At 57.3% G+C, this 21464-nt stretch carries 9 protein-coding genes; 8 read left to right on the top strand and 1 reads right to left on the bottom strand.

Annotation, left to right across the window (positions count from 1 at the left end):
* Positions 1-54 precede the first annotated feature (54 nt).
* The gene (locus QYL91_RS17740) at positions 55-5214 is read left to right on the top strand and encodes an ATP-binding protein (protein WP_302083332.1); all 5160 of its coding nucleotides are present in this window, start codon (positions 55-57) and stop codon (positions 5212-5214) included.
* Positions 5215-5295: 81 nt separating this feature from the next.
* On the opposite strand, the gene QYL91_RS17735 is transcribed toward QYL91_RS17740, so the two are convergent.
* Complete coding sequence (locus QYL91_RS17735; protein WP_302083330.1) at positions 5296-7152, bottom strand: bacteriohemerythrin; 1857 nt, start codon at positions 7150-7152, stop codon at positions 5296-5298.
* 298 nt (positions 7153-7450) lie between these two features.
* Here QYL91_RS17735 and QYL91_RS17730 point away from each other — a divergent pair, with 298 nt between their 5' ends.
* From QYL91_RS17730 to QYL91_RS17700, 7 genes are all read left to right on the top strand, one after another.
* Positions 7451-8422, top strand: coding sequence for a bifunctional DNA primase/polymerase (locus QYL91_RS17730; RefSeq protein WP_302083328.1), 972 nt, complete (start codon positions 7451-7453; stop codon positions 8420-8422).
* Entirely contained in the window at positions 8422-10020 is a 1599-nt protein-coding gene (locus QYL91_RS17725; RefSeq protein ID WP_302083326.1) for a primase-associated protein, read from the top strand. The genes QYL91_RS17730 and QYL91_RS17725 overlap by 1 nt, the downstream gene beginning before the upstream one ends.
* A 2954-nt stretch (positions 10021-12974) precedes the next feature.
* Positions 12975-14072, top strand: a complete 1098-nt coding sequence (locus tag QYL91_RS17720; protein WP_302083324.1) for a winged helix-turn-helix domain-containing protein — start codon at positions 12975-12977, stop codon at positions 14070-14072.
* A 499-nt stretch (positions 14073-14571) separates the two neighbouring features.
* The gene (locus QYL91_RS17715) at positions 14572-15420 is read left to right on the top strand and encodes a DUF4326 domain-containing protein (protein ID WP_302083322.1); all 849 of its coding nucleotides are present in this window, start codon (positions 14572-14574) and stop codon (positions 15418-15420) included.
* A gap of 1185 nt (positions 15421-16605) precedes the next feature.
* On the top strand, positions 16606-16818 hold the full coding sequence (locus tag QYL91_RS17710; RefSeq protein WP_302083320.1) for a hypothetical protein: 213 nt from the start codon (positions 16606-16608) through the stop codon (positions 16816-16818).
* 1032 nt (positions 16819-17850) lie between these two features.
* Positions 17851-18552 carry a hypothetical protein gene (locus QYL91_RS17705; protein WP_302083318.1) on the top strand — a complete coding sequence of 234 codons (702 nt, stop codon included), beginning with the start codon at positions 17851-17853 and terminating at the stop codon, positions 18550-18552.
* A 1252-nt stretch (positions 18553-19804) separates the two neighbouring features.
* Positions 19805-20140, top strand: coding sequence for a hypothetical protein (locus QYL91_RS17700; RefSeq protein ID WP_302083316.1), 336 nt, complete (start codon positions 19805-19807; stop codon positions 20138-20140).
* The last annotated feature ends 1324 nt before the right edge of the window (positions 20141-21464 follow it).

Here is a 21464-nt window from a genome sequence, read left to right as displayed (position 1 = left end):
CAAACCACCTAGTGATAGCACTAGGAAGCACCAGCGACACCCCCTGACTCATATATGACTCGAGAATACGTCCGCGTTAAACCATCACGAGAACGACTTAACCCAGACGACATCGTTAGCCACCTGTCCAGCCTCCATAAACTGAACTTCCACGGTGATACACCGACAATAAGGGACAAACTCAATCCACTGAGCGACACTGACGAAAAAATTCCGAGATTCGAATTCCTTGCAGTCAGCCAAGGGAAAGAAGCACCTGTAGAATTCTTCTACGGGACTGATGAAAATCTTGTTGAAACCCTCCGAAAACGCCTTGTCACCGCCTATCCGGAGAGTTTCAATGTCGAAATCGTCGAGGTAGATGTTCTCGAAAAAGTTGTCCCGCCTGTCGAATACGACCCCGAAGATTTTGTTGAAAACCTCGTTGAAGGGGAACTCCAGTACGACCCTGACGAGGTCCCGGGGACCGTTGAAGACCTCACAACTCGTCACACAGAGATAAACACTGAGCAAGAAATCGGGAAAGGTGATGTGCCGCTCAATCCAGACACTAACACCGAGACTGCCGACAGCCCCAGTAACACTGGGAATGCCGAGAGTAGTGTAGACACCTCGGAATTCGGTGATGACGTCGACGAAGACGTCATCAAGGATGCTGAGCTCCTAGCTGAACTCGGTGGTGATGTCCTGCAAGATATTGACGTGATGTCGAACCTCGAGGGGGATGTCCCCGTTAGCACCATCGATGGCCCCACAAAGACCGAAGATGGGACAATTCTAGCCCGCCCATCTCTTGAAAACGGGACGCCCGTGGCAGCGCGCTGGCGCGGTGAAGGCGAACGGAAGAAAGACTGGATGACCACGTTGAAAATGTTCTCTAATGTGGCGAATCCTGACGCCGATGACATCCAATCTCGCGCACCTCTCGCCACTCTCATCCAACACCTCGCTGAATCTGATCTCCCGATTGCGTTCCAGATTGTCTTCGAGCGCATGGAAGACTGGACACGGCTTGCGGAGAAACGCAAAGACGATCTCCACCTAAACCGTGATACACTCGGCCAAAAACTCCGGTACGAGATTGGAGAACTCGTGCACGGATCCAGCGAGGAAGCTCGTCGTGAGAAGCGCCGCGATTTCTTTGAAGAGATGGGTGAATCCGCGAGTGGTGATGAATCTGCTGTATCCGGAGATGTCGGGGAGCGCGCCCAGCTCATTGACAACAAAATCCCGAAACGGACGTTCCGTGCAAACATCCGCGCTGTCAGCATCGCTACTGGAAAAGTAAACGTTGGTGACGTGAAACGCACGATGAACAATCTCGCGTCAGTCCTTGATCACCTCGACGGGTATTTTTACGGGCTGAACGCGAAAATCATGGAAGATTCAGATGGCGGACTGCTCAGTGATGATCGCACTGCAACCCAAGAATTCCATAAGCTCATCAACCAAGAATTAGACATTGGAAGCAGCGGGAAACTACGGCCAGATGTCGTTATGAACGCTGACGAACTCTCAAATTTCGTCGCAGTGCCCTCCGCCGAGAATCTCACTGTAGAAGGTGTCCGGGGGACGCGTGCCGAAGCTGAGTCACGGAACCCACTCCCGCGTCCAGACCCGGATCTGATGGAGCAGTTCCATCAGCCGGGGATGAGAATTGGCTATGCGTTGGACGAAGAAAATGAGCCAGAGGATGTTCCAACGCAACTCCCTCCGTCGATGCTCACGAAACACTTCGGGCGATTTGCCACTACAGGCGCAGGCAAATCGAAGGCTCTGATTAATGACATGTTGTCGCTGTATGAGAACACGGAAGGCCCGATCGTGTTCATAGACCCGAAAGGCGACGGCATGACACAAAACTACATGCGAGCGCACTTCGACCGGTTCGGAGAAAAAGACCTCAAAGAGAACGTGGTTCACTTCCCCGTCCCGGACATCCTACCCGGATTCACGTTTTTCGACATTCGCCCATCGCTTGACCAAGGAAAACGTCGCGTCGACGCTGTGCAAAACAAAGCTGACCACTACGAAGAACTGCTGAAACTCGTCATGGGTGCAGAGCGCTACCGCGAATCCAAGGTCGCACCAACCATCATCAAGGCACTGATAAAATCGCTATTCGACGAAAATCACGCCACCGACCAGTACGACGACACAGATATTGCACTTGAACGCGAGTCGAAAAACTACTTCAGCCACAATGACCTCGAGCGTGCCGCCGAAGAAATGCGAAAATACGTCTCCTCAGACGACGACAGTGGCAGCATCCCAGAAGTCTCTGACGACCGGCTACACCGCACACTAACACGGCACACCGAAAGTGACCCACAGGACTTCGCAACGATCATGGACGCGTTGTTCAACCGGCTGGACTACATCCGTGAAGACTTCCACCTGCGGAAAATCTTCGACAACACAAACAAACGATTCGACTTTCGTGACCACCTCAACGACTCGAAAGTCATCATGTTCGACTTGGGAGAACTCCGTGACGAAGCAACCGTGATCATGACGGGGCTCGTCCTAATGAATCTCTGGGACGGTCTCAAAGAGCACTCTCGCACAAAATGCACAGTCGGTCACGACTCCAAAGACGAGTGTAGAGAACATGCACGCCAGCAAGACAAAGACCCGAATCATCCGCCGTGCCGTGAACCCTGGGATGACGATCATCTCGTCAATCTCATCGTGGACGAGGCAGCCAGCGTTGCAGTGAGTGACATCATGAACAAGATGCTTGAGCAGGGGCGGTCGTTCCACCTTGGAGTCGGGTTATCAATGCAGTATCCCGAGCAGATGAAAGATGCTGGCGAACGAACATACCGGAACGTCCTAAACAACGTTGCTAGTCTGCTCATTGGGAAAATCACCCTCGACGAAGAAATCGCTGAAGCAATGGCGCACGAAGACATGACGCCAGAGCAGTTCAGCAACCGTATCAAGTCTTTGCCGCGCGGTGAATGGATTGCACAACTCCCGAGCCCAACATTCCAAGAAACTGGCCCAGAACCATTCAGCCTTGATCCACTCCCGATTCCAGCTGGGCACCCAGAAAGCGCAAACCCACTTGAAAAGCAAGCGGATGACCACTTCCAATTCCTCTTAGATAACGTCATCCATGACCGCACTCAAACGGAATACGGTGTCGCTGAGATGGATGACCATGACGAAGAAGACGATGCTGAATCCGAGACTGAAGTCAAGGATGGCGACAAGAGCGGTGGTTCCGACACCGATTTCGGAGAACATACCGAAGGCATTGATCCTGACGAAGTCCAACTTGGAATCACCGAGTCACAAGGTGGGACAACACGGAATCCAGAAGCGGGGATGCCAGACCACATCACATTCCAAGCAAATCACGGATATGAATGTGAACGCTGCGGGGAGACATATGTGGAAGGTCGAAAAGGCAAAGCGGCCAGCTGTTGCCTCCGCAAAGACGAAGACATCCCGGAAGCAGCTAACATTACCCGACATCCTAAACGCGCACCTGAGAACACTGATGAGGAGTCCGTAGACGCAACCGGGGAAACAGCTGGACAGGCAACAGACAGTAACGGTGGCAATGCCACCGCGCAAACCGATGGTGGTGCTGGTGGAACCCCCGGCACGCCTAACAAGAACCCGAGTACAGAACAACCCGCAGAACCCGGAAAACGCGAAAAATCACACGCACAAACTCCTAGTAACGACTCCAGCAACACCACGAGTCAATCACCTTACGGGAAAGCTAGCCCAACCCGTGACGGTGAACAGAACTCTCACGGCCAGGGTGGAGCAAATCCAACCAGAGATAGCCCAACACTGGATGAAGGCACACCAGATGGAACACCAACGAAACCAGTCATGGAAAGTGATCTGAATGGAGACCCGGGGAGTTACAACAAAAATCACATTGATCACGAGGAACCTGTTACTCGACTCAAAGAATTAGGTCTGGTAATTGAAGAGTGGAATCGGAGTGCAATATTCGCTGTCGCTGCAAAACTCAGCAAAGAAATCCCAGCTCAACACGATGACGTGCGTGAAGAAGCCTTCAATAGTCTCGTTGGGCACGCGAAATTTGAGAGCATCAAGTACCTCCCCGAACAGACACTCATCACTGACCACCTTACTGAAGCTGTCGAGAAAGGGTTCGAACCTGCGGACATCAATCTGGATGTATCCGCACTCCAGAAAAACTACCACTCTAAAGACAACACCGAAAACGACACGCAAACCAGCAACAGTACTGTTGACAGTGCAAACCCCTACCAAGCTTTAAACGAAGAAACCAACACAACAAACAACGGAGAGGATGAATCAGGAGTTGTCCACATTGAGCCGCAGGCCCCAGACATGTCTCCAAATGAAATCGAAGCAAGCCCACTCACCCGAGACGAACTCGGGTTTATGCAGACTGTCCTCGCGGTAATGAACAATAATCTCAACATCGATCGGACACAGAGCCTTGCACCTGTCCGTGACATGTACCAAGATCGCGGGGCCGACATTGAGAAACTCAAAGATGAAGGCTACGTCATTGAGCACCGACTGGTCAATCAGACACTGACATACACAGTCACACCGAAAGGCCGCGAGGAACTCAATGCATCCTTAGAGACAGGGCCAGGCATCGGTGACTTAGGTGATGGGATACCCCATCGATACGGAGCAGACCTCACGATGGAGTGGTTAAGTCGCCGACCAGACATCAAGCACATCAAGTCATTCCAGAAGCCAGCAAACCATCGAGAAGACGACGAATTGCTGGATATCATCGGATACGACGAAAACGGGGATTTCAAAGTGTTCGTAGAGGTTGAAGGCGGAGCTTCAAAAGTTGAAAAAGAAGCACAAGGCATTCACGATACACGACCTGGGACTCGTAACTACGAGTCACTCCGGAAGGACCACGACTTGATGGGGTGGTCGAAGCACATGGAGAAAGTAAAAGAGGGTGAAGAAAACGAGAAACTGGTTGCTGAAGATGCTGAATCAGTGTGGGTAGTGCGTAACAAGGAGGTTGGGCGTCGGATTGTGCGTGCATTAGCCAAAGAAGTCAACGGGGAAAAGCGCATCAACCTTCCTGTTGACGACGCAGACCGCCGATATCAAAACCTCTCACCGAACCAATTCAACACGCTATTGTCGGAATACGGCGAAGACGGGATTGACGCAATCTACACGTTCGAGAATATCCAGTCCCGCATTGATGAACAAAAATAACGAGTCGTCAAAGTCCTAAAGCCTCTCGTTTTCGCTCAAATTCCCGTCTTCACTCCGGTCTGACTCTGGCGTGGAAAGAAACTACTTACTCCCGATGATGCGGAGTGCACCGTCATCTGTGAACTCGCCAATATCACCAGTATGGTACCACCCGTCACGAATCGCGTAGGCAGTCGCCTCTTTGTCATTCCAATATCCATCCATCACACTCGGACCACGAACAATGACTTCGCCATCTTCCGCGAGTGCCACTTCGGTCCCGGGGAACGGATGCCCAACAACTTCTGCCCGGTAATCATCAGGTGCCGTCAGCGTTGCCAACCCGGTCAACTCTGTTGATTCATAAACTTCTGTTAACGGGACGTTTAGCCCCCAGAAGAAATTCAACGTCTCAGATTCGATGCTCTCTGTGCTTGTCAGTGCATGTGTGATGTTATCCAGACCGGTTTTTTCACGAAGTGACGCGAACACTGTGCGTTCCGCCATCGAATGTTTCATCGAGAGACGTCTGGATGCACTTCGATCATCACGCATTACTGCTCCGTACTCTTTGGCAACATCAACGGCAATGAATTTCTTCGCCCCGTTCATTCCGCTCATTCGGTCTTGTAACTCTTCACGCAATCGCTCATAGGCCTGCGGGACACCAACCAGTACACTTGGCCGCACTTCTTGAAGGTGATCTTCAAAGTCGTCAATGTCCATGTACGCGACTGCGTTGCCATTTGCCCAGAGATAGTAGGTACATACCCGCTGATACATCAGGCCTAGCGGGAGGAAACAGGTTCCCGTCCCACCTGGAGTTACCGGAAGTCGGTCAGACAGCATGTTGATGGCCGCAAGCAGATTCCGATGAGTCAACGCGCATCCCCGCGGATGCTTATCCGTTCCTATTTTGTAGACGATCGTGGCGACATCATCTTCGTCACGGTCGAAACCAGGGAAATTCTCGCGTTCTCCCGTCGGCAAATCATCAATTTGCAACACCGTCTCAACACCCTGTTCAACAGAGACAGGAACCATCCGCTCAGCAACGAGCACGTCGACGCCTGCATCGTCGATGATGTGAAGCGCGCGGTCATTGTTGAAGAGATTTGATACCGGGACTGAGATCAGACCGGCGAGGTGACAAGCTGCGTCTACGACTGACCAGTCAAACTCCGGGTCAGCGTAAATTCCAACACGATCACCCGGCTCGAGACCGGAGTTGAGCAGTCCAGCTGCGACGGAACGAGCCCGATCACGGAACTCTCCAAACAAGACCGGTTCCGTATCGTCGTCTGGCGTCATCGCGGCAGTCCGATCAGCGTGATGTAACCAGACTCGCTCAAACCAGGCAGCCAGTGGTTCATCTTGGAATGAAATAGACTCACCGGCCTGAATATCACTTCCAATCGACACGTCGTAGTCTTCAATTGTCTCCTCGTCCTGTAGCGCCTCCGGATGTGCGGCTTCAACTTCTCTACTGTCGTGGAGTTTCCCAGGTGTGTACTCGTAATCGTCGCTGATCTCTTCTTGGTAGTACTCAGAGTATTTCTGATCCTGATCATTCCCGGCAATATGAGAGTCAAGCCAGTCACGCACGAACTCTAGAACCTCCATCTCGATGTGTTCACCTTGTTCGTGTCGTTCCCGGAGGTCGGTGACCTTCTCAACAAATTCCTCATGCATCTCGCGGTGGTTGTAGAAGCAATCTGCGCAGTCCATCGAGTACCCGCAGTCCTGCATGAACTCTTCTTCATCCCCGAAGTGGTACTCAGTGTAGCGTTCAAGCTCACGCAACACGTCACCTGCTTCGTCTTCAGGATCGCCATTATCAATTGCTTGGTAGAGTTCGTTCAACAGGTTGAAGAGGTACTGATGTTGATCGTCGAACCGCTCAATGTTCGTGCTGTAGCGGTCGTCATCCCATTCGATTAACTTCGACTCGGGGGCCATTCTATACTGTATTGTTTGCTGTACTTCCGGTAAAAACTTAGCCACGACATCCGAACGCCTGTCGTAGTAACATTCTTCCAGACTTCATTAATCCTCTCGTAGTCGTAAATGCCCGTATCACCGTCTTTCCCGTTGATTTTCTACAAGAAGAGTATTAGTGTGGACTGTATAGACTGGCGAGGTTTTTTATAATTCAATACACTCATTTTACTGATAGAGAGTTAACGAACTGCCGGTTCCAAGCTCAGCTCTGTGAACCGCCGCAGACCGAAAAAACTCTCCTGGTACCACATGCACAATGACTTCTGACACATACCCATGGCGTTCAGCCACACCAAGAGAAATTCAAACGTACTACGAAGAAGAGTTTCCAGACTACGTCGACGACATCCCCAACTGGATCACCCCCACTGGACCGATCGAATACGCTATCGCACTCACGGACCCATATCCTGTTGTTGTCGGGGATCAACCGACGGAAAATCGCAATTCAAAACGCAACTTCATTCGACGAAGCACCCAACCTGACGAACAACCAGAACCGCGTTTCAACAAATGGGACGACCTCCTCGAGTTCTTCCAAAAGCCCGTACACAATGACCCGAAAAAAGGTGATGGGCCACCAAGCCCCGGGCTTATTGACCCAAAAATAGCTGAAAGTAGCGACTACGAAGACCTCGATGGGGTTGATGTCAGCACTGTTCCCGCAGCCGACGCTATCTACTACGGGCTTGAACACCATGACCGATTTTGGGTATTGGTGTTTGATATCGATGCGAAAGATGTCGCCATCGAAGATCACAAACAGAAAAACGATCCCCGGCGTAACAAGCAGATTGCGAAAGAAGCCGGGGTGCGTGATAAACCACCGCTCAGCGAAGATCAGAAATTCAGCTATACCTGGGATGACGTGCAGCAATCAATTCAGTACGGGTTCGAACTCAAGACCTGGTTAGAAGACTGCCTTGAATTCACGGATACAGAGGTGTTCTACAGTGGGCAAGGCACGCACGTGTATGCGCTCGATGAAGATGCGAGCCACCACTACACTGAGCGGACACGCAAATTTCTCATGGCGTACATCACCGAAGTGTTGGACATCCCAGTAGATACCAAAGTCACTCCGGATGATTCACGCGTGATGCGGTTACCGTATTCGCTGCATGCAGATGTCTCACGAATCGTGACACCAGTGAACTCTCCGGCGTTCGACTTTCGAAGTGACCCTGTCCCGGAGTTCCTGAAAGCTGATAACGAGGTGGAACAATAATGTCGCCGCAATCAGACCAAGACAGGACTGACTCACAACGGTCTGGGCGTATCACACCACGAACGAACGTACTTGATGCGTGGCGCGTACTGTTAGATCCGTCTGAATACGGTGATTTCGCGCTGGTAGACCTCTTTGAGAGCGGGTATGACACATGGAAGCAGCAAGGCGTTCGGAATGAAAAACAGATGCTCGAAGACGTCCAGAAGTTCGTCCTGGAGGCAATCAAGAACCCAGAGCAGGGTGATGTGGTTCGTGACCCGTGGGTGCCGATTGATTGTCCAGGGCGGCTGGCTGTGATGCTGTCAATGGGGTCGCTAATCATCCGGAAGAATGAACGACTGCAAGAGCGCGGCCTTCGCATCACTCTGCATCACTACCTTCGTGACGTGTTCGCGTATCATGTGTATGCAGCACTCAATCGGTTCGAGCACCCAGATGGGAATCTCCAGGTGATTGCTGGTGAAGCAGTGTATGGGCGGGATGGGCAACCGGATGAACGCGGTCCGCCTCCTGGGCGCCCAGTCACAGCAATCACGCAACCAGAAGGGCTCGACGATGGGTTGTACTACGAGGTGCCATTGGTGCACGCAAACCAGAACTGTCTAGTTCGTGATGGTGATCCTGTAGACGGTGACTTGCAAGTTAGAGTCGATAACAACTGTGTCTACATTCCGACAACAGACTTCCAAGACGCGTTCGCAGATCACCTCATCGATGGTCGGCAATCAGTTGCGCACCAACTAGAACAGACCTTTGAAAACACCCTCACTGACGAAAACGAGACGACGATCGTCACCTACGCAGAAGATGTACACGCCAAAATTGACAAACTCTTTGAAGCAAATCAGACGCAAAAATTATTCGCTGAGCGCCGGTATCCTGAACGACTTCGCGTCGTTCTAAAAGCAGTCGATGAGGCCCCAAATGAAATCGCCAAACTAGATGAATTAATTGAGGCAACCCAAATCTTCGAGGCGATTGAATGGTTTGTTCAACAGGAACCTGGCGCTGACAAAGACAGTGTAGATAACGAAATAAAGTCGTACGAGCAAGATTCGGTAGACGATTTCGAGAACGCTAACGGTGTATCAAAATTCTTGCACGAGAATTCAGACCATAAGCACATTGAAATTCAAGAAGGTCGGAGGAACAAATATCGCTTGCAGTACTCGCCATGGGGAAACGCAAAAAACGTGAATGTCTCAGAAATAGGAGACATCCACGAGCTCCCGTGCTTGGAAAACATAAATCAATTCTTACATGAAGGTAAGCCCGTTCGCTGGGTTCTCTACAGTTACGTCCGCATCATCTTCAGCCTCAAAAACGGATTCGACATCGATGACATCGTCGAACATTTCGAGCAATATCCATGGTTCGATGAGCAGACAAGCCGGTATCAAATTCGTTATGAGACGCAGCAAAACGCACCGGGAACTACCGACGAACCTCTCCCAGTGAGCTGCCACAATGATAACCGGAACTTCTCCCAGTTCTGCATCGGACTGGAGAACTGTGACTACTCAATTTACCGTAGTCTCCCATTCGAAGAGGCGGTCTACGACCGTCTCCCTGACAACGATCGTTCCGCTGAATAAAACAGCATCCACTCGTTAATTTAACCTTCTTCTTCTCACTGAACGTAAGTAATGAACTCGTGACTCACGACATTTCTTACGACCCACATCACCAGTTATACACTACGCACTCTTCTTAGATTTTTCTCTAAGAGCTGTATTATTTTTCTCAGCGTCCGTGTTTCCTCAACACCGATCACCTTCCAAAATAAAGTTCTATGTGTTAGTTGGTAGAGCGTCATTCAGAATGTGACCGAGAATATTCCAGCTCTCGTCTGTACTTTATTCTGAATAGCCCTCACAATGATTCCCGAGTCAAAACTAGTTCATTCAACAACCGTTTTCTCGCCAAAGAAACTACTTGGATTCCCGTCTCAAACCATTTCCACCCCTCACCAGTATCATATCTAAACTGGTATATCCACATTCTTTGTTCAGGCCTCTGCGTATCTTCAGTGCTCTATTCCAAGCGCATTCATCTCTTCCTGAGAGATAAATTAATACGCAGTCTTTGAGCAATCACGCTACTAACCACGCTGAATAAAGTCCTCGATCCATTCCAATCACGGCTACAAGAACCGTCGCATCTCCCCCACCCTGTCGATTTCACGGCAGAAATTTAACTTTCCAGACACGATCCCGATGAGGACTAATTCACCCAGTGTCTTGAACGCGAACCCATCGAATTCACTCCGCAAACAGTCTAACAACCCGGTTTTCTCCTACGGTAAACCCAGGTGATTACGAGTCTTCGCAAACATGCAAACCACTCCAATTACTCTCCATTATTTGAAAACTCATTCATAGTCACCATCAGCTCTTTGTCTGCCATTAATCAGGCATTCTATAGTCTCACTATAGAACTGCACTTTTCATTTGATAAGAAATCATGCGAAATATACGGACACCAGTAACTATTTTCACATGTGCGATGTTTGCGAAGACTGCATCAACTATATCTTGGTGTACTGGCTTTCTATGTCCTGTTTCTCCTATACCTATAGTGAGACTATAGGTAAGTATGATTATTCATACTATTATTTCAGCGAATAAAACCCGCGAGTGCGGGGAGCTGAATTTTCTCCATAAGCATATGTTTATTGGGAGATACCAGATTTCAGATTCTCGGTGTTAAAGCCATTGAACCACCTGATATTTCAGGGTCTATAGTGAGACTATAGTTTGCAATCATCTATATTACATAGGGTGTACCGGGTAGTAGAGCATCTGAGACGCCATTCTACGTTTTCGCCAAACTCATAATCATCTTGGAACATCGAGTTTGTATGAACTGCCAGATTTCTCGTTGTAGAGGGTTTGAACGCTACGCCCATAGTCTCACTATAGTTCTATTATTTTATTTTGCCACAAATTTCTTTCTTATGCATTCACTCAATTGACATCAACAAAAGATAACGCCTTTAGGATGTCGTAGAAACTCTCTAAACTGTTTTGAGTGTGTTATTGGTGGTTCCTGTGGGTGATCGGTTCCATTCTGAGGATTTTGAGGGGGTTAGAGATGTTCTAAAACAATCTGAGGTTGTGAATGGGGGTAAAACCCCCATGTACGTCGGGGGAAATCGTCCCAAGAAAGAGGGTGACGTACGAGGTTTGGCCCCATTGGAGGGGCTCATTGTGGAGGGGGTGCGCCTGGTGGGCGGATTTCTGGCGGCAGTCGGCCTTGGTGAGTTGGTCGTGCGTTGCATACGGTGTGTGTCATGTACAGCTGGCGGCGGGTGCGGGGGTCGTGAGCGGAGAGGGGGCACACCTCTCTTGTGTGGGGCGCCCCCGCGAGGGGGGCGCGTGGGGTGGGTGTGCGGTGGGGCTGTGTGGTGTTGCTGGGATGCTCAGGCGAGCAGGCCGTGCGGCCTGCCCTTTGGAGGGTCGAGTTGTTTTGGTCGGGTTGTTGAGAGGTGTGCGCGAGGACCCGGGCGCGCTTCCGGAGGGTCGCGCCGGGGGTTCCCCCGCTCCGCGGGGGGCAGACTTCCGTGGGCTTCTGCCCCCCGTGGAATGGAGGAGAGGAGGAGGGCGGAGAGGAGGGAAGTCCCTGGCGTGGCGTGGCAATGCGGTGAGCATGTAGCGCGGCAGTGGCCGGCGCTTAGGGACTCGACTGTGAGGAGTCCCGTTGGTGTGCGAGTGAGGGGTGATGAGTGTGTTGCGGGTGGGTGGTGCGCGTGGTGTGTGCGGGGTGTGGTGGTGGCGTGGTGGGGGTGCGTGTTGTATCACGTTGGTGATAGTGGTTCGTGGTGGGGGTGCGGCGGGGCGTGATGCGGGGTGCGTAGGGTGGCGTGTTCGCGGTGGGGTGTGGCGTTGTGTGCGTGGTGGTGGTCGGGGTGCGTGGGGAGGGCGGCGTGCGGGTGTGCGAGGGGGCGTGGAGGCTGGGTGGTGGTCGTGTTCTGAGGGGCGTGTCTTGGGCGGCGCGCGGTAGGGTGATGCGTGGTTTTGTTTTGTGACACGTCCTGTGATGGGGTGGTGCGTGGTGACGGGGGCGTGCAGGTGTGGGTGTGGGAGTCTTCGTGGTGTGGAGGTGCGGGGTGCGGGGTGGTCGGCGTGCGGGTGTGCGTGGTGACGATCCGCGGTGTCCTGGTGAGCGTGTTTCTAGTTGGTGAAGTGTTCTGGCGGCGTGGCGCGTTCTGTGTTTTCCTCAGCTTGGTGAGACGTTCTCCTGCGTGGCGTGCTGGTGCAGGGCTGGGGTCAGGGGGACGGTGCAGTGACGCATCGTGTCGTGCTGAGTCGCGTTGCGGGTGCGTGTCTAGCCGGTGAGGTGTTCATCGACTCTCCCATCTGGCTGTGGAGTGAGCATCCAGGTGTCGGTGGTGTGGTGACCGCGTCATGGGAGTGGTGATCCTGACGTGTCGTGACGGCGGTGTTCAGGGAGGCGTGCAGTACTGGTTGCGACGCGGGGGTGTCGTGGCGTGTATTCCCAGCGTACTTGAGTGTGAATCGCGGATGTTTTCGTAACGAGGTATTCAGTGATGTCCGGAGTTCAGTCGGACGGTGACACGGACCGCGCGGCAGGTGACGATGGTGGTGATGCGAGTGCGAGTTCTGTCTCTCACCGCGATGTGCGTGATGCGGGTGAGTGTGGCGCGGAGTCAGTCGGCACCCCTGGTGAGCGCGGCGTACTTCAGGACTCGAGTGCGTGTGACAGGAACGTGAAAGAACGCGGTGCAGCAAGTCCCGGTGATCGAGTCGCAGAGTCGAATCACGGAGATGTGTCTCAGGATTCTGAAACACTGGAGACAGCACGCGCCACGAGTCAGCACGCACCCGAGACGCGACAGACGACAGGCATGAACATGGGGATGAACGCGGACGCGGACGTGGACGTGGACGCGGACGCGGATGTGGGTGTGGACGTGGATTCTGCGAGTGTTGCACAGCGGCATGCACGCGGCGTGCGAGATGCTGCGAATCATGTCGCGCAGCGAGAAGCAGAGATGAGTGCAGGTGTTACGTCACGCCGCGTTGGCGAAGCCTGTGATCGGAGTCGGGAACGCGAAGTGGAGGCAGCCGCAATCAGCATTGCGCAGACACTCGACACGACCACGCGGACAACTGGGAACCGCGGTGCCAACGCCGTCGACGGGACAGAACACGCGATAGATAGCGAGAGTGTCGTGACGGCTGCCGAGCGCACTGCGGCGTGCACGTTCCCAGTGACAGACACACGGTTCGACATCTTAGCGGCGTTGCGGGATGCAGGCAATTTGACGCCTGCGCACACCGCCGCTCGAGTAGACGTCACGAAACCGTACGCACGGAACGAACTCGGCGATCTTCGTGAAGCAGGCCTCGTCGAGGCAGTCCCGCCAGCAGACGAACACGGCCTGTATCGTCTCACACGCGAAGGATTAGCCGCAGTGACGTGCCGCGGTGAACTCGAAGCACGCGTCGAAACAGACACCGGGCGATACAGCACTGTCACCACACTCTCAAACGCGGTTGACGCAGATTGGCTCGGTGAAGTTGCCGTGACACTCGCCACCCTCACCTACGACGCCGCCGCGCAACACACCGCACCAAACACGCACCGCATCACTCACACCCAGCACCACCCACGCAACGGGTAGCAAGAAGAACCGCGAGATTCCCAGGCTCTAACCGCCGTATCCGCTGTCTCTCTTCTCCTCTCCTTGTTTCTCTTCTCTGGGTTCTTGTTGTGACCCCGACGCTCCGCTATACCGGATACCTCCGAATCCACAGGCCGGTAATGAGAACCCGACGACGCGAGGCGCACGCGTCACTCGCGCGCGCTGCCCTGCGCATTCGGAGCTCTCCGGAATACCGGAGACTAACGCCATTGCGTGAGGAGTCGGCGGCTCCACAGGGGTGAAACGTCGGTTTCACGACTCGCGTTCACGCAGCGAGCACTACGCCGAGTCCGCCAGCGAGCTGGCGGATGCCGTTGCGTCTCTCAGCACTGCCCGACGGACGGATCGTTTCCATCGTCATCTCACGCGAGTCGTGAAACTCACTGGCGTGACTCCAGCCCGGCGAGGAGGCGTCGGTTCCACCTCGCCGGGCTGGAACGAAGTATCACTCCCTGTGGAGCGCCTTTGTCCACACGCAATGGCAGAAACCGACTTCGACCCCGCGCTGGTGGCGCACTGCAAGCACGACGACATCGATGTGTACGTTGGGCGTGAAGACGGCGGGGATGCGCATTTGCTGAACAGCGGCCACCCGCCGGAGTGTCTCGGGAACCCGTGGACGGTTTCGGACGTGGGCCGGGAGGAATCGGTCGAGCGGTACCGCGAGGTGTTTTCGGCGGTCGTGGAGACTTCGCCCGCATTCCGCGAGCAGATTCGCGGGCTGGCAGGGGAGACGCTCGGGTGTTTCTGCCAGCACGCAGACGAAGACGACGGGGACGCGTGCCACGCGGAAGTTATCGCGGAGACGGCCGCGCGGCTGGCGGCAGAGAGTGACAGTGAAGGCGCTGGCAGCGAGGAGACGCAGGCCGCGGAGGAGTCGGTGCCAGTGACGCAGGTGGACGGCGACCGCGTGATTATCGCGGGGTCGCGCGGGTTCGGGAACGGCGTTCCGGATGACCGCATCACCGAGTACGTGGACGACGTGGTGGCGGAATCCGGGTTTGACGTCGGTGCGGTTGTGAGCGGGACGGCACGCGGTGCAGACGAGGCTGGCGAGATGTGGGCAGACGCGAACGATGTTCCGGTTGCGCGGTTCGCGGCGTGGTGGGACTACACGGAAGACAAGCCAGACGCGGAACTCGGGACGCACAGTGACGGCGGCGACTACTGGAAGAAAGCCGGAGTGCAGCGCAATGAACGGATGGCTGAGTGGGCAGACAAACTCGTGTTGCTGTGGGATGGCGACAGCCCCGGGTCGCGGAACATGAAGGAGACTGCCGAGGAGATACTCGGCGAGGAGAACGTTCACGTCCACATCTACCAGTGACGGCGGGCGGGTGAGGCCGCGCGCCGCCCCTGGAGCATCCCGTCATCGAGACAGTCACGAGCCGACGCGCATGGCGCGGTACCCGTGCGAGGTCCCGCAACCGCAGACCGCAGACCGCGCCGCAGAGACCACGACCACACGCGTCGAATCGCGCGCGCCACAGGGCGGCCCTCCCGCGCGACTTCCGGCACGCTTCCGGCTTCGCGCGTCCGCCCACAACCTCCTGCGATGCTCACACACCGACTGCGCTTCTCGTCCCTCGCGCACGATCCGCGCGCGCCAGGATCCGCCCCGCTACTGCCACTAGCCTCTGTAGACGAACACCACCCGCGAGCGCCGACCCGCGCCCACAAGGGGTGATCGGGCCGGCGCCGCGCAGTGCGCGCCAGGCGAGCTGGCGCTGAACCGCCGCTGGCAGTCCCAGCATGTCCACCAAGACGAACCGCTATACTCGACACGACATTCCAGAGGCCGACCCCGGGTTATCGGTCGGGCCCCCACGCCGACACGGGGTCGCGCCCACCCACACGCGACCCCGCGGGTAATCGGGGACCCGACCACGCCCGGGGCACTCCCAGCCTCACGCCTCCGTAGTCCTGTTGATTGGTCAGGAAGGCGTGGAACTGTCGCGGGCGCCGCGCTCACACCGGGAGGGCCGTCGTCCCACATGTACGCGGCGGGCGATGGCGACCCCGACCGTCGGGGCTCCATACACCTCCTCAGTCGCACTCCGTCGCCGAGGGCGCGCGTGCACTCCAGGGCGTCGGAGACCGACACCGCCTGCCTTGGTGTCTCAGAAACCGGGAGTTCGCTCCTCGGTGCTCGAAGCACGCCGGTTCGCCGGACGGTCGCTGGTGGCCGGACGATTTCAGCCAATCACCGAGACCGGGTCTACGATAGTATATATTCGACATCTCCGCGGCGTACCGCGCGCGCCGAGACAGCACGGCACCGCAGAGACCGACGGCGCGCGCGACGCCGCATCGATGTTCCCTGCGCGCCGTGGCGTGCTCGGTCACCCGCGAGACTGCGACACCGACCCCCGCGCCCCGGGAATCACCGCGCCCCCGCGCTGTCCGCGCGGGGGTAATCGGTGACCCGGGGAAACCGGGGGTGTATCCGACGCTGCCATCGCGGGCTGAAGATATACTTATCGTAGCCCCGGGACCGGGAGATATGGCTGAAATGGCCACCAGCGACGGCGAACCGGCGACCAACCACGAGCACGAGTTCGACATCCCGGAGAGACACCAAGGCAAGTCGCTCTCCGACATTCCGTACCTGGAGTGCACGCACCCGGAGTGCGACGAGATTGAGGAGGTGAAGGAGCCCAAGTACGAGGGGTCGCCCGTGTCACGCCCGCCGCAGTGGGACGACGACCGCTCCGGGTGGAAGTGAGCGCGGCGCAGGCCCGCGCCTTTTTGTTTGTGGTGCAGCAGTGACGCGGTGCGGCGCACGGCCGCGCACGGAGCGCTACGAGTAGCGGTGCGATCGCTCGCGCAACCCGCACGCGAGCGACCCGTGCGGACGAGGAGACCAGCCGCAGAGACGACCGATAGAATTGCAGTCACAATCGCGGAGCGGTGTTGAGAAGACAGCGTCGTTGTCATCGAGATAGGTGCGTAGACCGTCGGCACACGAGACCGAGTTAAGACGAGACGACGTTGAGACTTCGCAGTGACACAGTCAACATCGATGACGTGGAGCAGCAGGTGAAAGCCCCGTGGCGCTCGCGGTCGCTCAGCGGGATATCCTTCCGTGGGATGATAGGGCCACGCTGACCCGACCACGCAAGCGCGAGCGCCACGCCCCTTTCAGTCCACCCGCGCACTCGACACGCACAGCACGAAGCGCTCCGATGGAGCGGTCCAGCTCCCCGCGGCAACCCGCGCCGCGGGGAGTCCCAGCCAGCACCAGTTCTGCATGGCCGGGCGCAACACACCCCGGCGCTCACCGCGAACGCTAGCTGCCGCGGCGCTCGCGCTCCTATCGCGGCCGCCCCACTGCGCTCTCCCGGCCATTCCGGGCTGCCGTAGCGTCACGGCGCGTCTCACCGCACCGACCGCACGAGACGCGCCGCGTCGGGCGCGCGCCGCGCGCCCTGCCGGGCATATGGACGAGCGCCAGACGGGTATACCCCGCGCGTGTCGCTGCGCTTCCGCGAGGCCTCGTGACACTACCCCGCGTTCGGTCAACCGCCCGCACTCACGCGGGGTCCCTTCACGATGCCTTGCGGTTCTACTCTTCTTCGCGGGGGTTACCCGTCTGCGGGGGCGGCCGCGAAAACTGCGACGCGCGCCGCTATGGAGTGCAACCCACGGCCGCCGCGCCGGCGCGCGAGATGAACTGCCCGCGCCGGCGGCGGCGGCAAGCCCGGGTGGGCAGGAGTGACTCAGAACGATGTTTTGGAAATTCGACGTTACGGCGACGGTGAGCAGTGAAATCAACCAGCACGCGTTCGATGAACTTGCAGACACGGAGGTGCGGCCGACATTCCGATTCCAGCCAGGTGTGCCGTTCGGACTCGGTGGACTCGCAGACGACTTCACGCAGCGACTCGAAGACGTGGAACTCGGGCATTTCGAATCACCGTACTCGGACGTGGCAGTGGCGGTGTACATGTTCAAATCGGAATACAATCTTCCGATGAGTGACATGGCACGAACGCGAGCGCAAAGCATCGTCCACGAATCACGCAGTGAAGCCGGGCGGAATCTCGACAGCGACGTGTATTGCACCCTCCTCGCGTATGCAGTGGTGCACTCATTCTCGAAAGAATACGTGATTCAGCGTGGGATGACGCGTGAACTGACCGACACGTTGCGTGCCGGGACCGGAATGCTGGTGCGAGATATTATTCCAGCAATCGGGAAGAACGTCAGTGACGCAGCACGCGGCGCAGTGAACAGAGTTCGAGACACGGTGAGCATGATGACGGGTTTCGGAAGTCGGGCGAAACAGGCCAGTGACAAGGTTCGACGCGCACTCGAGCGTGGTCGGCTTGACACTCCGGAGCGTGATGAGACGGTTGTGTACCCTGCGGAGAACGCAATGGGTGGACCGGACGCTGATGAAACCCCGTACGGTGACAGTGAAGATGACGAGGTGTACGCGGCAGTGGGGCGTGAATAGATGAATCCACTCACCCCACTGGTGGCAGTGCTCGGTGTGCGTGGCACTGCACTGTTCATCCTCATCCTCCTATTCGGATTCTCGGTTCTCGAATCGCTCGACTAACACGACCGCGCTTTCTTTTTGCCTCGCAGTATCGCGCTGCTGAACCGCAGTGACCGCCAGTCCCGCACAGTCTGCTCGCCGCGCCCGAGCCGGTCGGTTCGGCGCGCCTGCGCGCCAACGCGATCGCGCGTTGCTCGCGCGCCGGTGCGCGCTGCGGTCCGGCAGGTCCTCGCGCTGAACGCCGTCGGCGATACCAGCATACGCACGACCACCTCCCGCCTAATTCGACGAGCAGAGCTCGTCGGACAAACGCGAACCGCACAAGCGCTGTGCGCTCACTTCGTTCGCTGAGCCGCCGCTGGCGGTTCCAGCATGACCACCAACACATACCGCAACAACATCCGCGGTCGCACGAGGCAAGCCTCGCGCGGTTCGCTCACCCGCGACCCGGACTCTGCGGAGTCCGGGCCCTATTTTCGCGGGGTTCGCCTCACCTCGTGCGACCGCGGTTGCCGGGGACGCTCCTCTGCTGAGGAGCGTTTACAATAAACTCGCGCCGCTCGACCCGGACTCTGCGGAGTCCGGGCTCTCTTTTCGAGCGGGCGCTCGCCCCCGGCAACAAACCGCAACCACAACAGCACCGCTCGCGCAGTCACGCGCAGCGGAGCTGCGCGACAACCACCGACCGCGCGTCGCCGTCGCGCGTAGTGCGCGCTCTCCTCCGTCGAGCGCTGATCTGCCTTCGGCAACACCAGCATTCCCACAACCACCTCCCGCCTGATCAGCGCCGCCGAGGCGGCGCGACGAACACCGACCGCGCGTGAGCAGAGCTCCGCGCGCTGTGCGCGGCAGGAGACCTGCCGCTGAGCCGCCTTCGGCGCAACAGCATACGTCATCACCTCCTCCCGCGGACCGCACGCCGTCAGGCGCGTGGCGGTTCGCTGACAGGGGAGGGTTGAGACCCAGCTCTGAGACCCCGTAATGGGTTCCGGTGCCCCTGCGGTGCTGTCCTCAGGGCACCTGCTCGCCGTCGCTCCCGTGCTGGTCGCTTTAGGCGAGCATCGCCTCCGCACAGCGGCGAGAAACCCTTACGGGGTCTCACCACCCTCTCCCCTGTTGCTCACACGCCCCAGCGCGCCTTCCTCAGAGTCCTTCCCGTCGCGGGCATCAAAGAGTGCCCCGCGACGGGGGCGGACGTGTTCTACAGATGTCTGTGAAACAGCACACTCAGACCGGTGGCACCGAGGACAAACAGCAGTACGCAGTTCGGATGTTCTACGAAGGCGCGTGGGTGACCCTTCACGAAAATATCTCACGACAACTGGCGTGCAACCTCCAGAAGCTCTACGGCAGTCTGTTGGAGGAAGTCGGATACGAACGAAACGCTACCATCCTCTCCGGAAACGTGCACGTTGACACGGTTGACGGACTCGGGTCTGACGGCCCGCATGTGTCTGACCAGCCTCTCATCGATGCTGTCGCAGACGCACTTGAGGCGGCTGACGAACTCCACGACAAGGACGTGTCCCTGTCGCTGTTCTGACGCAGCCGCCTCTCACCGGTTCTTCCTCGAGAACCTCGCCACACAACCACGAGATTCTCGAACATACACCGACCGCGCGTCGCCGTCGCGCGCAGTGCGCGAATCGGAGATTCGCTGAGCCGCCGCTGGCAGTCCCAGCATAACCACCACTCGCCCCCGCAACGGGTCGCAGGAACGGCAAGTGGGGAATCAGGCCGAGCGAAGACCGGGATCGACCTACTGGTGTGCGTGTTTTCCGCACCGGCGTTTCCATTCGGCGGAAGCCGGAGGAGTCTTGCTCACCGCGCTGACCCGCGCGAGCGCCGGTGCTCACGGACGTCGTTGCGTTCGCGGTGGCGCTCACCCGCGTCACCACGGTTCACTGGCGAGTCCGCCGTTTCCGCCGAAGCACTACGCTTGCGCTTCCGTGTCTCTCCCGAGACTACGCCACGACCCACCGCCAACCCGCGGCGGTGGGTTTCCGTTGCGTCAGCCGAGGCTGACGGACGGGTCGTTGCCTCGGCTACCGAGAGACGGTTCTCACCCAGGACTGGGCGCATTCCACCGCTCCCACCCGAACCCCGCGCCCCCGTTCCACGGACCGGGCTTTCGACGCCTTCCGGGGCGCTCAACCCGCGAGCGCCGCCGGTTCACGTACCTGGCTGCTGTGCTTCCGCGGTCGCAACCCGCGCGACCGCGGTTCTCGCACCTGCCAGCAGTGGCAGGTTTCGCGGATTTGGGGTCACCGGGGCATTCCTCCAGTGCTTCTCTCTTGCGCAGCGCCGCGCGCGCTTCCGCGAGGGTCACGCGCGGTCGCCGCGGTAGCGGCGACTTCCGTTGCGATCAGCGCCCCGCGACACCCCGCGTCGCGGGACGCGTGACGGACGGGGCACTGCTCTGCGGAGACGCCTCACACGGACACCTAACCCCACGCTCGCCTCTCCGCACAACACCGCAGGCGAGCGCGGGGCCCCTTCCGGTTGCGGCGCCGCAGGTTTCCCAGGGGTCTGCCAACCCCAATATACTCGGCACTTCCCGGTATGGGCTTTCGGTCGCCGCGAGTTTCCCCAGACTGCTCGCTCGCCTCTCCGCACAACACCGCAGGCGAGCGAGCTTGCCTGTTTGCCTTTCGCCTGCGCGTTGCGTCGCTAATCGGGCTTTCGGCGCTCCACCGCTTGGTGCCGCCGAGTGCTGCTCGCTGACAGCGAGCGTCTCGGCGACAGTCGCGCTGTTCACGACCCGATTCTCCGCGACGGACTATGCTCGGACTCGCCGCTTACGACGCCGACCCAGTCGGCATCGGCGGACCCTACCCGCGCCAACCCGCGGCGCGGGTCCCTTCCAC

The organism is Salinibaculum rarum (genome assembly GCF_030505615.1).
GTDB classification, from domain to species: Archaea; Halobacteriota; Halobacteria; order Halobacteriales; family Haloarculaceae; genus Salinibaculum; species Salinibaculum rarum.
This window is presented reverse-complemented; position numbering and strand designations above follow the sequence as displayed.

Bases quoted from the DNA above. Each gene is read 5' to 3' on its own strand.
- QYL91_RS17740 (WP_302083332.1), top strand. From the start codon at position 55: ATGACTCGAGAATACGTCCGCGTTAAACCATCACGAGAACGACTTAAC.
- QYL91_RS17735 (WP_302083330.1), bottom strand. From the start codon at position 7,152: ATGGCCCCCGAGTCGAAGTTAATCGAATGGGATGACGACCGCTACAGC.
- QYL91_RS17730 (WP_302083328.1), top strand. From the start codon at position 7,451: ATGACTTCTGACACATACCCATGGCGTTCAGCCACACCAAGAGAAATT.
- QYL91_RS17725 (WP_302083326.1), top strand. From the start codon at position 8,422: ATGTCGCCGCAATCAGACCAAGACAGGACTGACTCACAACGGTCTGGG.
- QYL91_RS17720 (WP_302083324.1), top strand. From the start codon at position 12,975: ATGTCCGGAGTTCAGTCGGACGGTGACACGGACCGCGCGGCAGGTGAC.
- QYL91_RS17715 (WP_302083322.1), top strand. From the start codon at position 14,572: ATGGCAGAAACCGACTTCGACCCCGCGCTGGTGGCGCACTGCAAGCAC.
- QYL91_RS17710 (WP_302083320.1), top strand. From the start codon at position 16,606: ATGGCCACCAGCGACGGCGAACCGGCGACCAACCACGAGCACGAGTTC.
- QYL91_RS17700 (WP_302083316.1), top strand. From the start codon at position 19,805: ATGTCTGTGAAACAGCACACTCAGACCGGTGGCACCGAGGACAAACAG.